The organism is Nautilia sp. (assembly GCF_053994455.1).
Map to the genome: position 1 here is coordinate 1 of NZ_JBMYAU010000063.1, position 12,732 is coordinate 12,732.

Genomic DNA, 12,732 nt, shown 5'->3' on the forward strand with positions numbered 1-12,732 from the left:
ATAACCGTAAAAGATTGCATTCTTATTTAGGTTATATGTCACCGGTTGAATTTGAACAAAAAATATTACATTCTGAAAATAACACAGAAAATTTAAAAAAAGTGTCCTAAAAAGTGTTGACAGATCACCTATCTTCTTACCTGACAGTAACTCCTTAACAGCTTTTTCAAAATCAAACTTTTCCATGTCGGTCCTTTCATTTTTAATATTTTACCTTGACTGACACGGAATTTCTAACAGTCCCATTTTTTTAAAATGTCCTATAAAAACGGGCAGTATTACTGCAAACACCCCTCCCCACCTGTAAAATGCGAGTTCGATAGGGGATATGTCGTTATGAATATATCTTCCAATAACAAAATTACCCGACCAGAACAATACACACAGAATTAACAAGATATATATTTTCATAATTCCCCTGTTTAATACAGTATTGATAAATCAATTGCATATTCTAACAAAACTTGTTTTAGGAGTAAATTTCTTTTAAGTCATTTATATGTCATTCTGGTTTTTTATAATTTCACCTGGGGGGGGGAACGGCCTTATGGCCGTTTAGTAAAAAAAGGAGATTTTATGAAAAAATTTTTTATAACACTTTCTGTTGCGGTTGTCTCTTTATTAGCTTCGGATCAATATGTTTTAGGTGTGGGGGCCGGCAGAAACGATGTACAGAATTCGGGAATTGAAAATTATAATTTTTTAAATTTAAGGGCGGGTAAATATTTAAAAAAAAATCATATACTCAGGTTTGAATTTGAAAAAAGTGAAAATATATTAAACGGGCAGAACCTTAAAAGGGCTTTGGTAAATATAGAGCGTTGTTTTGAAAACGGTAATAAAATAACCCCTTATGTTTTTGCGGGGCTTGGATACCAGTGGATCGGCGGAAATTTATACAGTGATGAGACAGTAGCCGATTTTGGAATCGGAGCGGATTATAATATAAATAAAAATCTGAATGCTTTTTTGGAATGCAGGGGATTAAGGGATTTCGGAAACAACGATAACCATTACGGTTTTATTTTCGGGATAAGTTACTCTTTCGGAAAAAAAACTTCTTTTCAAAAGAGAGCCTCCTTTACGTTTTCAGACACTGACGGCGACGGAGTAAATGATAAATCTGACAGATGTCAGAATACTCCCGAAAGTGTGAAAGTCGATGCAAACGGATGTCCGGCGGACGGGGACAGGGACGGGGTGGCGGATTACCGTGACAAATGTCCGCAGACGCCTTTTGGAGTTGAAATAGATAAAAGAGGATGTCCCGTAGACAGTGACAAAGACGGTGTTTATAACGGATTTGACAAATGTCCCGACACACCGAGAAATGTAAAAACAGATACAAACGGGTGTGCTGTTGACAGTGAAAAAGACGGAATAGCCGATTATATGGACAGATGCCCAGTGACTCCTACGGGTGTTCAGGCAGATAAAAGAGGATGTCCCGTAGACAGTGACAAAGACGGGGTGCCCGATTATATGGACAGATGTCCGCAGACGCCTGTAGGTATCGGTGTGAATTCCAAAGGCTGTCCCGTGAGTTTTAATTTCGGTATAGAATTTGACAATAACAGCGCCGAAATAAAACGGGAATTTATGGCTACGATAATCGAATTCGCCGCATTTTTAAAAAACAATCCATATTATAAAGCCCGGATAGAAGGTTATACGGACAATAAAGGTTCAGCCGTATATAACCGCAGACTTTCCGAGAAGAGGGCAAAAGCAGTATATGAGGCTTTGATAAAGCTCGGAATTGATAAAAACAGACTTTCATATAAAGGGTACGGGGAAGGTAAACCCGTGGCTTCTAACGCCACTGCTGAGGGAAAAGCCAGAAACAGAAGGGTTGTGGCCAGGATTTATTATTAGCTTTTTCCCGAGTTTTGCAGGGAAAACAACGGAAAGGGGGGTGTATGCATTTTACCGATTCTTTTAGAAATGCGTTAAGAGATATAAACCATATTAAAATTCATATTTTGTTAAACGGTCTTTTATGGAGTGTAATTTGGTTGATAATAGGTGTTTTTTCTTTTAAATATCTTTATATGTTTTTTTTAAATGTCGTGGAAACGGTGAAGTTCGGTTTTTTAAATTATGACAGCAAGAACTTTTTTTTTGTTTTTTTACTGTTTCAGTCTGTTGTCGTGAGCCTGGGGGCTGTTTTTTATTTTGTTAAAAAAATATATAAAAGCAGATTTCCTTTTCTGGCGGCGGTCGTAACGGCAGTATTGTTGTGGTTGTGTTTTTTTGCGGTTCATTATGATTATTTTTCATTTGAATTTAAAAACGTAATCGATACGTTTTCTTTAAACGGGGAAAATGAAAATTTGGCTTTTATACTTTCGCTGTTTGTGCTTTATTCTTTTTATATTTCGAGTTTATATATAGGCTTTGAATATATTATACACGGTAAACTGAAAATAATAAGGGCAAAACAGTATCCGTGTGTGAATATAGAAAATAAAATTTCTTTTTTTAAACTGTTTATAATTATGGTTATAGATCTGGTTATTTTCGTTATTTTTTTAATAATGATTTATCCGGTGCTTTTTCTGCCTTTTTTAAATATAATAGCGGCGGTGTTTGTTTGGTCTTTTTTAACCAAGGAGATTATGAGCGAATTTTTAATTCAGCAGTTCGGAAGAGATATAAAAAGAAAAACGATATGGTGGAGTGCCGTGTTGGGGACAGTGTTTAATTTTATACCTGTTTTGAATTTTTTTTCTCCGGCCGTGGGAATACTTTTTCTTTATCATTATGTATTTGAAAAAGAACGTTTTGCCAAAGGAGGGGAATAGAAAATTTTAACCGTTTTTGTTTTTTGTTTATATTATAATTGACAAAAAAGGTTGAAAATGGATTTTTTATATGCTCTTTCCCTGGCTTTTTCCGATTTAAAAAACAGAAAAATTAAAAAAATATCTGTTGTAAACGGCTTGTTTTGGGCTTTGGTTTGGATTATACTGGGAATTTTTTTATGGAAGCCCCTGATGTCTGTTAGTATAGGCCTGATTAATATTCTGCCGTTTAAATTCATTCAGCACGCAAGTGTAGGTTTTATAATTATTATGATCTGGCTTCAGCTTGTACTGATCGGTTTGGGGATCGTTTTTTCCCTTTTTCCCCAGAGTGTTTCGAAAAAAACGGTTTCGGCTTTAGTTTCAGTCTTTATGGCACTGTTTTGGGGTGTATTGTTTTTTGTGTATTATGATCAAATTACTGTGTTTTTAGAAAAAATAATTAAAATCTTTCCTTTTGAAACCATAGAGGAGACAGTCGCTTTTGTTTTTGTGGTTTTTTTGCTGTACAGTTTTTATATCGCTTTTATGTATGTCGGTTTTTTTATTTTTTCTTCTAAAATTATGGAGGAGTTGAAAAATGAAGAGTATCCCGATACTGAAATTGAAAAAAATTTTTCTTTTTTTAAACTTTTTTTAACCCTGTTTAGGGATATGACACTGTTTATAGCGGGCTATATCGTTTTGTATCCTTTGTTTTTTTTTCCTGTGGTCAATGTGGCGCTTATTATAGGGCTGTGGACGTTTTTAATTAAAGAATCGCTTTTTCAGAGTGTTTATATGCTTTTTGGAAAAATACCGGAAAATAAAAAAGCGGTTTGGTTTTTCTGTGTTATAAGCGTGCTTTTTAATTTTATTCCGGTTGCCAATCTGTTTGCTCCGGCTGTGGGTATACTTTCGGTTTACCGTTATATAATGGAGTCGGAAAACGGTGAATTGAAAGGTTGAAAGAAAAATTTGAAATAAGTGTCTGCCGTTTGAATAATTTTGAAATTATGATATAATTTCACAGCCTCAGCCCTGTGCAAGGGTGGCGGAAGGCAAAGCTTCAGGCCCGGAAGGGAGCAGAGCACTTTCCGTCATTCTGTGCCGCAGGTGTCTGGGGTCTTTTTGCGGAAACAGGGTGTCTGTCACTTTATCCGGTTAAAAAATGAAGGAATTAAAAGTTTATATTAATTCCCCCTTTGAAAGTTCTTATGCTTTTATCCCATATATTTTTTTTACTGAAGGCTTTTTGCCAGGTCGCACTGAATTGAATTTCAAATTTTTTGCTTATGTTTACGATTATACCTCCTTGAGCTCCCCATACACCTGTGGAATAATCGCTGTTGTTTTGGTTAAAATAAAGATAACCGGTGTTTAATCCTATAAACGGGGAAAATTTTTCATTGTTTTTAATCCAGTCTATTTTAAAGTTGGTGATATAAAAATCAGCTTTGCTGTCTATATAGTTGAATTCCAAGGAAAATCTGTTGTTTATAAGATATCTGTTGGGATCGTAATAATAATATCCGACAGCTGCGCTTGCTGTAGTTTCCGAACTGTAGATGTTTACACTTCCGCCGCTTATATTAAGATAATAGGAATTGCTGTGTATGTTTGCGGCATATATGCAAGAAATAAACCCCATTATAAAAGCAAACTTTTTCATTTTTTTCCTTTTTTTGAAGTATTATAACACAAATTTTGCATTCGATTTAATAATAAGTTATAATATGCCGATATTACTCCAAAAAAAAGGAATGAATATGAGAAAAACGCTTATAAGCATATTTTCAATATTTATATTTTTTATTGTTTCAGGGTGCGGAACAAGCGGCAGTTCGACCGTTACATTATCACCTATGTATAGCATAATAAGCAAACAGCTAACTTTAAATAACGGAGTATTGAATATACAGGCGGAGATTTCTTTAAAGGAAACCAATAACAAGGTAACGGACGTCTCTTTTTCAAATCTGGATCTTAACGACAGTTCGTGTGCGATATCTTCATACAGTATTACCCCTATGAGTAACGGCAACTATTCCCTTGACATCAATTATAGCAGCAGCTGCACCGATATTTCCAATCTTTATTTCAACGGTACGGAAACCGCAAATTATATAGACGGCGAATTAAAATCCGTTTCACAGACATTCAGTTTCAATATAGGAAAAGATTTTCAAAGCGATTATGAAGCTTTGTTAAACGAAACTTCAGGCACTGCTCCGGTTCTTTCCAAAATCATACTCGATCCTTCGAACATAAAAGTGGTGGAGGGGCTATCTCAAAGTATACGTATACTTACACTGGATCAGAATAACAAACCTATATCAGCCACTTTGAACATAAATATGCCTATTGATGAAAACAATAAAATTTACGGAACGTTTAGCACCTACACTCTTACGACCGATTCCAACGGGGAAGCAAACGTTACATATACCGCGCCTAATTCACTGACGGGGCTTAACAGCGAATTTAACGTTACCGTAAGCGGTGATAACAACGTAAATGCTAAATTGCAGCTTGTCATCCAGTCTTCGGGAAGTGAGACAAACACGACGGCGGTAAATTACGTTATTAACGTTACGCAGCCTGATAAATTCGTCGTTGATTCCGAAGGCTCTTTGATAATAAATATAGTTGAAGAGGACAATCAAAACAGTTATATAGACAACACTAACGTGTATGACGTTAATGTGAGTGTTGTTAACGGTTTGATGTTTTTCAACGCTGATAAAAACGAAACCGTTTACGAATATAATTCGTCTTCAAGTAAATATATAAATGTTTATACCGGAATTTATTCGGGAATAGAGACATTGAATGTAAAAGCTAAAATATTTAACGGTGATAAAAACGTCACTGTTTCCCAGACGGTTCCGATTGTAATAGAGTCTGGACCTATAGCTTCGATATCGATCAATTATGTAAGCAGTTCTTACGATACCACATACGGTCTTTTTGAAGACACGTATTCGATACACGCCGTTGACAAATATTCTAACCCTGCAAGGGCCGGAAGTAAAATCGTGGTGGGGGCCATTGTCGGGAACAAAGTGTGGGGCAACGGAGGAAAAATAGACTTTAATATCACTATTTCCAAAACCGAATTTACGGATACGAACGGAACACTTTTTACGTCGGTTGAAGATCAGGACAGTGTGGCCGTTTTCGCGAATGCGAACAGAACGGACGGTTCTTATCTCGGAGGATGGATAGTTGACAGTAAAAGCAGTGACAACAAAACGCTTTATTTCACAAATGATTATAACGGAACAGTCGTAAACGCGCTTACTTATGTAATAGGAAATGAAAAAAGAAACAATTCGTGTACGGGCGGAGTCGCAGTTGCCGATTTTGATCATCAGGACGGTACTTACGAAATAGGAGACAACGGAACAACTTTATTAATACTCAGATACGACAGATATCTCGTAGGCAAAACGGTTGCTTTATATGCAAACTCGTTTCAGGACAAAAGAATAGGTGTTGCTATGAAGAGGATATTATGGGGTACCGGTGTTACGGGAGAGACAAAAACTTGTGATGCCACTAATGCGACCTCTAAAGTAAACTGTCTGATCCAGATAGGCCTTTCGTTAAATGCCGATTCTTCCTTTAAACTCGAAAATACCCAGACGGGAGGATATGATATAGAATGTAAGGACGGCGGATATACGGTAAATTCGTCCGGAACGACCACAAAAACGGACTGTAACGGTTTAATGGATTTAAACATTACCGTTGATGCGGGAGCGTCGTGCAGTATTAAATGGAACAGGTCCGTAGTATACGAATATTAAAAAGCCCGCTTTTGCGGGTTTTTTAATTATAGTGACAGACACCTTATGTAAACAAAAAAACAAAACCAAAAAAGGTTTTGTTATAAAGCGGCTTTTGCTTTTTCAACGATGGCGGAAAAAACTTCCGGTTCGTTCATGGCAAGGTCGGCCAATATTTTTCTGTCAAGTTCTATATTCGCTTTTTTAAGCCCGTTGATAAACCTTGAATAGCTTATGTCGTTTAATCTGCAAGCCGCGTTTATTCTTATAATCCAGAGTTTTCTGAAATCTCTTTTTTTCTGTTTCCTGTCTCTAAAAGCGTAAACAAGGCTTCTTTCCACCTGCTCTTTGGCTTTTCTGAAATGTTTTCTTCTACCTGAGTAGAAGCCTTTTGCCATTTTCAGTATTTTTTTATGTCTTTTTCTTCTTACGGTTCCTGTTTTAACTCTCATATTTTCTCCTTCTTTTTGGCGTGCATCTTTTGCAACTTAACGGCTTTTGCCGTGAGGCTTTGCGCCTTCTTTGCCTTTTCTACACGTGATTAAATAGCCAATAACTCTTTTACGGCTTTGATGTTAGTGCTGTCCACATATTTAGGGGCTCTTAGGTTTCTTTTTCTTTTTTGTGATTTTTTAGTTAAGATATGGCTTCTGTAAGCCGCACCTCTTTTAATTTTACCACTTTTTTTTACTTTAAATCTTTTAGCCGCCCCTCTGTTCGTTTTCATTTTAGGCATAGCTTCTCCTTTTACAATTTGAGAACGAAATTATAACATAATATCAATTGAAAATGGAAAATGTAAAACGGAAAATAATTAAAATTATGAAATTATACCGATGAAAAACGGACAATTGAAAATGAGCTAAGCGAATAAGACCGCTTGAAAAGTGACGGGGCAGGTCAGTGTAAAATGGTTAAATATAGCAAATTTGAAAGCTTTAATTAAAAGGCACTAAGGCGCTTCCCCATGTAAATCCGCCTCCGAATGCGTCAAGAAGCATAATGTCGCCTTTTTTAAGCTTTCCGGATTTATACATATCGTTAATTGCCATAGGTATGGAGGCTGAAGATGTGTTTCCGTATTTTTGCACCGTCAGGACGGATTTTTCAGGGGGCATTTTAATTGCTCTTGCCACAGCGTCTATTATTCTGTAATTTGCCTGATGCGGTATAAACCAGTCTATATCGGCACTTGTCATATTGTTTCTTTCCAAAATATCCCTCACCGACTGAGAAAGGGTTTTTACAGCCACTTTAAACGTTTCGTTTCCTTTCATTTCAAGCCAGATTTTTTCCGTTTCACATCCGTATTTGACTCCGCGTCCGGGAGTTATCAGAAAGTCCTGATATTTTCCGTCTGCATTTATGTCTATATCTATTATCGCCTCTTCTTTTTTATCGGTGGCGCTGATTATAGCCGCTCCGGCGCCGTCACCGAAAAGTACGCATGTCGTTCTGTCTTTCCAGTTGACTATTTTGCTTAGTGTTTCCGCACCTATTATAAGAACATTTTTGTACATACCGCTTCCAATGAAGGCTTTTGCGTGGGCCAATGCATATATAAAACCGGTACATGCGGCGCTTATATCTACTGCCGGTCTTACGATTCCTAACTTTTCTGCTACGACGCAGGCTGTCGAAGGCATTGTGAAATAATCGGGCGTTATTGTCGCAACTATAATCATATCTATTTCCTGGGGGGACATGGAAGCGTTTTTTAACGCTTCGAGGGCGGCTTTGTATGCGAGATCACTCGTTACTTCGTTTTCGGCTATATGCCTTGTTTTTATGCCCGTCCGTTTTGTAATCCATTCGTCATTAGTATCTACTATTTTTTCCAAATCTTTATTCGTTAAAATTTTTTCTGGCAGATACGCACCTATACTTCGGAATTTTGCAAACATCAATGAACCTTTAATGACTCTTGAATTTTATTTGTTACATCGTTTTCTATATATTTCATCGCTTGAAAAATTGCGTTTTTTATCGCTTTTGAATTGCTTTTACCGTGGCTGATTATGACACATCCGTTAACCCCCAAAAGAGGAGCCCCTCCGTATTCCGCATAATCCGTCGCCTTTTTAAGCCCTTTAAACACAGGTTTTAAAAGAAGGGCTCCTATTTTTTGGAGAATTCCCGAATTTCTGATCTCCTCTTTGATGAGTTTGCCGATTGTATCGGCTACGCCTTCGCTTGTTTTAAGGACGATGTTTCCTATAAATCCGTCCGTAACTATTACGTCCGTTTCTCCTTTGAATATGTCCCCGCCTTCGACGTTTCCGACAAAACCTTCTAATTTTTCGAGAAACTGGTAAGCCTCTTTTGTGACGGCATTTCCTTTTGTTTTTTCTTCCCCGTTACTTAAAAGTCCTATTTTAGGGTTTTTTGTATTTAAAACAACTTTGGCGTACACTTCACCCATTAGCGCGAATTGATATAAATTGTAAGCGTCGCAGTCCACATTTGCACCTACGTCCAGTACGAGAGAATATTTTTTTTTGATAGTGGGCATAAATGTGACTATGGCCGGTCTTTTAATCCCCTTTATTCTGCCGAGCCTAAGGGTTGCCAAACTCATAGTGGCCCCGCTGTGGCCGGCCGACACCACGCCTTGCACCTCTTCTGATTTTAAAAGTTCGATAGACTTATAAATAGTGGATTCTTTACGCTTTAGAGCTTCAGTCGCGCTATCATCCATTTTTATTACATCCTCACTATTTATAAACCTAACACGAGGATGATATTTCTTAGGCAAAATATTTTTTATTACGTTTTCATCTCCCACTAAATACGGAGTAAAATCTTTTTTTTCAAGTGCTTTTATAACACCTTCTATAATCGGAACGGGACCGAAGTCCCCACCCATTGCATCAATCGCGATTTTCATTAATACTCACCGCAGCTTGGACATACTCTGTGGGGTCTTTTGTAAGCGCCGCATTTGGAGCATTTGATTACAGAACTTAGTTTGATTTTATAGTGAGTTCTTCTTTTTGCGCCTCTCGTTTTAGAGTTTCTTCTCTTTGGAACAGCCATTATTTCTCCTTAAAATTCTTTATTAAATTCTTCTTTTTTACAGCTTTCGCATATGTTGTAATCGTTTTTAATAGATTCGATTTCGCTTTTTAACAATTCCACCGGATCAAAATTTTCCATTTCGATTATATCATATTCTTCGTCAAAGCCTCTGTAAGGAGGTTTGACTATTTTAAATTTAATTTTTTCGTTTACATCTTTATTAAAAGTATTGAGACATTTAATACACTCAACTTCGACACTTCCCTTTAATTCGCCTTCAATAATAAAAGTACCGTCTTTTAATTTTATGCTTTCGGCCTTTAGTCTTAGACCTTGGAAATCTTTATTTATTTCCAATTATATAATCTCCCTTTCGGCAAAGAAAAACGCTATTTCTTTTTTTGCATTTTCCAAAGAATCGCTGCCGTGAACGGCATTCGCTTCTATACTTTCCGCAAAGTCGGCCCTTATCGTTCCCGGTGCGGCTTCTTTAGGATTCGTAGCCCCCATAAGTTCCCTGTTTTTAGCAACGGCGTTTTCGCCTTCTAAAACCATTACAACCACCGGTCCGCTGCTCATATATTCGCAAAGGTCGTTGTAAAAAGGTCTTTCTTTGTGTACTTCGTAAAATTTACCGGCATCTTCTTTTGTAAGTTTGATTTTTTTCATAGCAGCTATTCTAAGACCGTTTTCTTCGAATCTGTCTATGATTTTGCCAATAACGTTTTTAGCCACTGCGTCGGGTTTAATAATTGAAAGAGTTTTTTCCATATTTTCTCTCCTTGAGTTTTTAGAGAGGAATTATAACAAATTTTGAAGAAAAAAGAAGGGGGTAAAATTATTCGATTACCGGTTCTCCCGGTTCGCCTCTGTTTTCAGAGCAGGTTTGCCCTTCTTTACATTCGTCCCAAACTATGCATCCTTCAGTAGGGCATGCGGCCGCACATGCAGGTTCGTCATAGTATCCTACGCATTCTACGCATTTATCAGGATATACGTAATAAATTTCTTCACCTGTAGGGTTTTCGCTGTCATCCACTATCGCTTCAACCGGGCACTCGTCAAGACATGCACCGCAGTTAATACAAGTATCAGTGATTTTTACTGCCATTTTAGCTCCTTTTGATTAGTATTTGTAATTAGAAATATATCATTTATTTCTTAAACATTGCTTAAATAAAGACTAATTATGTAAGATATAAAAATCATTTATAACAGTTGTTACCTTTTGTATCCGGATGAAGGTTACAGTGTCAGAATATAATGTATGTATCCAAAACAAAGCGGATGTTTTCATTTTTTATTTCCCCAGTTTTTTGGTGAAAATAATTGTAATATAAGGCGTTTTGTCAAATATGAAAAAAGTTTGTATACGCTTTTTTTACGGATCGTATGTGTTAAAAATTTATTTATGAGAATTAAGACATTTTTAAATTTGTACGGAGCATAAACCGTAAAACTGACGAAAAGACAGAGGGATGTTATTAAAAGTGACAGACACTTATGCGAGTATTAAATGGCGGAGCCGACGGGAAATTTCTCAAACATCGGATTTATGGTGTTTTTTGTTGTATTGTCAGTTAGATTGTCAGTATAGTTTTATGTTTCTTTTGATTTTAAGATGTTCGTTTTTTATGTATTTTGCGTAGGTTGAAAGAGTCTCGTATGAGTCTTTGTGTCCGAGTATCTGTGACACGTCAAGTATATTGATACCCGCTCTTATTGCGTTTAAGGCAAACGTATGTCTGGTGTTATACATTACCCTTCTCTCAATACCGCATTTATCAAGCAGTCTGTACCAGAACGGATGGAATTTGTCACTGTCGTAATACATCCTGTTATTGATTGTGGTAAAGAGCAAATCAAGACCTTTTTGTTTTTGAGTTTCGATTTGGTTTTTTAAATAAGGAATAAGCTCATCCATTATAGGAACTTTTCTTATTGAGTGCTTTGTTTTAGGTGTGTCTATTTCGCCTTTTTTGATTCTTTTATTGACATTAATGATTTTATTTTTCAAATCGATGTCCTCAATCGTTAAAGCAATAATCTCACCAGGACGCATACCTGTCATAAAAGCGATTGCCAAATAGTTTTGAAACCATCCGTCCGCATTGTTAAGTATAAGGGTTACTTCTTCTTTACTGAAAGGATACATCTGTCTAATCGGATTATGTTTTGGAAGTTTGATTCTATCACACGGGTTTTCTTTTATGTGTTCATAGTCAATCGCTATTTCAAATATGGCTTTAAGGATTCCAAGAAGTTTTTGCATCCTGACGGGACTTACTTCTTTTAATCTCTCATCAATCCACTGCTTGATAAAGCCTTTTGAGATTTTATTTATTTGATAACTTCCAAAAACGGGTATTAACTGGTTTGAAACCATATTGTTAAACTCTTTCCAGGTTTTAAGAGACTCTTTTTGTTTTAGATACAGCTCGGCATAGTATTTAAACTCTTTAGCCTTAAATTTACTGTCCTGAATTTCACCGAGAAGTATTTTTCTCTCAATTTCGGGAATAACGTATTTTTTAGCGAGTTTAACGTTTTCTTTGGTGTAATCCCTTTTAAGTGACTTTTGAACACACCTGCCGTTTATGTAATACTGAACGTATAGTCTGCCACGTCTATTAAACAAACTGACTTTTGGATTTTCTATCATCTCTTACCTCCTGTGAGGTAAGCGTCAATCGTAATACAATTATAGCTCATTTAAAATTTCTTTAAAAGGATTTTCTTCTTTTCCCGTTATCCATTTTTCCATTTGGGAAACGTTCCATAAGGTTTTCTTTATTCCGTAAGGTTCATAATAGTGGATTCCTTTTTTAAAGAGTTTATTCTTGTTTTTAAGAAGAAAGTCTTTGCTTACACCGAGATAATTTGCCATTTTAGATGTAGAGTAACAAAAAGGCTTCATAGGCTTATCCTTTTTGTTACTTAATTATAATAAAGAATTTAAAAAAAACTCGAAATTGAAAAAATTTCTAAAAATTTCTAAAAATTTCTAAATTTTGAGCCCATCAGATTAACTGTGTAAACCGTAAACCTCATACTTAAACCTTAAATGTATTTTACTAAAATATCCTGGAAATATATCACAAGCTGAGGATAAATTTCAGACCAGTTTTTAATTCTATTAC

The 12,732-nt window shown here is 36.2% G+C and carries 17 protein-coding genes and 1 other RNA gene; 5 read left to right on the forward strand and 13 right to left on the reverse strand.

Annotated features, from left to right (window positions below; translation table 11 throughout):
- A partial coding sequence (locus ACXJIE_RS04655; RefSeq protein WP_456479811.1) for a hypothetical protein occupies positions 1–186 on the reverse strand: 186 nt, incomplete at its 3' end.
- Positions 187–210: 24 nt separating this feature from the next.
- Complete coding sequence (locus ACXJIE_RS04660) at positions 211–411, reverse strand: EamA family transporter (RefSeq protein ID WP_456479812.1); 201 nt, start codon at positions 409–411, stop codon at positions 211–213.
- A 165-nt stretch (positions 412–576) separates the two neighbouring features.
- On the opposite strand from ACXJIE_RS04660, the gene ACXJIE_RS04665 reads away from it, so the two are divergent.
- The 4 genes from ACXJIE_RS04665 to ffs all read left to right on the forward strand — a co-directional run bounded on the left by ACXJIE_RS04665 (position 577) and on the right by ffs (position 3,913).
- Positions 577–1,875, forward strand: a complete 1,299-nt coding sequence (locus ACXJIE_RS04665; RefSeq protein WP_456479813.1) for an OmpA family protein — start codon at positions 577–579, stop codon at positions 1,873–1,875.
- Between the two features lie 44 nt (positions 1,876–1,919).
- Positions 1,920–2,804 (forward strand): hypothetical protein, encoded by an 885-nt coding sequence (locus ACXJIE_RS04670; protein WP_456479814.1) that lies wholly within the window; start codon positions 1,920–1,922, stop codon positions 2,802–2,804.
- A gap of 57 nt (positions 2,805–2,861) precedes the next feature.
- Entirely contained in the window at positions 2,862–3,752 is an 891-nt protein-coding gene (locus ACXJIE_RS04675; protein WP_456479815.1) for a hypothetical protein, read from the forward strand.
- A 63-nt stretch (positions 3,753–3,815) separates the two neighbouring features.
- An RNA gene (gene ffs / locus ACXJIE_RS04680) (signal recognition particle sRNA small type) lies at positions 3,816–3,913 on the forward strand.
- Between the two features lie 50 nt (positions 3,914–3,963).
- On the opposite strand, the gene ACXJIE_RS04685 is transcribed toward ffs, so the two are convergent.
- On the reverse strand, positions 3,964–4,455 hold the full coding sequence (locus ACXJIE_RS04685; protein ID WP_456479816.1) for a hypothetical protein: 492 nt from the start codon (positions 4,453–4,455) through the stop codon (positions 3,964–3,966).
- Positions 4,456–4,552: 97 nt separating this feature from the next.
- On the opposite strand from ACXJIE_RS04685, the gene ACXJIE_RS04690 reads away from it, so the two are divergent.
- The gene (locus ACXJIE_RS04690; protein ID WP_456479817.1) at positions 4,553–6,595 is read left to right on the forward strand and encodes a hypothetical protein; all 2,043 of its coding nucleotides are present in this window, start codon (positions 4,553–4,555) and stop codon (positions 6,593–6,595) included.
- An 80-nt stretch (positions 6,596–6,675) separates the two neighbouring features.
- Here ACXJIE_RS04690 and rplT read toward each other — a convergent pair whose 3' ends face one another.
- The 10 genes from rplT to ACXJIE_RS04740 form a co-directional block, all read right to left on the reverse strand.
- On the reverse strand, positions 6,676–7,026 hold the full coding sequence (rplT, locus tag ACXJIE_RS04695; RefSeq protein WP_456479818.1) for a 50S ribosomal protein L20: 351 nt from the start codon (positions 7,024–7,026) through the stop codon (positions 6,676–6,678).
- 89 nt (positions 7,027–7,115) lie between these two features.
- Entirely contained in the window at positions 7,116–7,310 is a 195-nt protein-coding gene (rpmI, locus tag ACXJIE_RS04700) for a 50S ribosomal protein L35 (protein WP_456479819.1), read from the reverse strand.
- 202 nt (positions 7,311–7,512) lie between these two features.
- Entirely contained in the window at positions 7,513–8,478 is a 966-nt protein-coding gene (locus tag ACXJIE_RS04705) for a beta-ketoacyl-ACP synthase III (protein ID WP_456479820.1), read from the reverse strand.
- Positions 8,478–9,461 carry a phosphate acyltransferase PlsX gene (gene plsX / locus ACXJIE_RS04710; RefSeq protein ID WP_456479821.1) on the reverse strand — a complete coding sequence of 328 codons (984 nt, stop codon included), beginning with the start codon at positions 9,459–9,461 and terminating at the stop codon, positions 8,478–8,480. Before plsX ends, ACXJIE_RS04705 begins: the two co-directional genes overlap by 1 nt.
- Positions 9,461–9,610, reverse strand: a complete 150-nt coding sequence (gene rpmF, locus ACXJIE_RS04715) for a 50S ribosomal protein L32 (RefSeq protein ID WP_456479822.1) — start codon at positions 9,608–9,610, stop codon at positions 9,461–9,463. The genes plsX and rpmF overlap by 1 nt, the downstream gene beginning before the upstream one ends.
- A gap of 9 nt (positions 9,611–9,619) precedes the next feature.
- The gene (locus ACXJIE_RS04720; RefSeq protein ID WP_456479823.1) at positions 9,620–9,949 is read right to left on the reverse strand and encodes a DUF177 domain-containing protein; all 330 of its coding nucleotides are present in this window, start codon (positions 9,947–9,949) and stop codon (positions 9,620–9,622) included.
- The gene (ndk, locus tag ACXJIE_RS04725; RefSeq protein WP_456479824.1) at positions 9,950–10,363 is read right to left on the reverse strand and encodes a nucleoside-diphosphate kinase; all 414 of its coding nucleotides are present in this window, start codon (positions 10,361–10,363) and stop codon (positions 9,950–9,952) included.
- A 67-nt stretch (positions 10,364–10,430) separates the two neighbouring features.
- Positions 10,431–10,703 (reverse strand): 4Fe-4S dicluster domain-containing protein, encoded by a 273-nt coding sequence (locus ACXJIE_RS04730; protein WP_456479825.1) that lies wholly within the window; start codon positions 10,701–10,703, stop codon positions 10,431–10,433.
- Positions 10,704–11,180: 477 nt separating this feature from the next.
- A complete protein-coding gene (locus ACXJIE_RS04735) occupies positions 11,181–12,254 on the reverse strand; it encodes a tyrosine-type recombinase/integrase (protein ID WP_456479826.1) in 1,074 nt (357 codons plus the stop codon).
- A gap of 39 nt (positions 12,255–12,293) precedes the next feature.
- The gene (locus ACXJIE_RS04740; protein ID WP_456479827.1) at positions 12,294–12,509 is read right to left on the reverse strand and encodes a hypothetical protein; all 216 of its coding nucleotides are present in this window, start codon (positions 12,507–12,509) and stop codon (positions 12,294–12,296) included.
- Between the last annotated feature and the right edge of the window lie 223 nt (positions 12,510–12,732).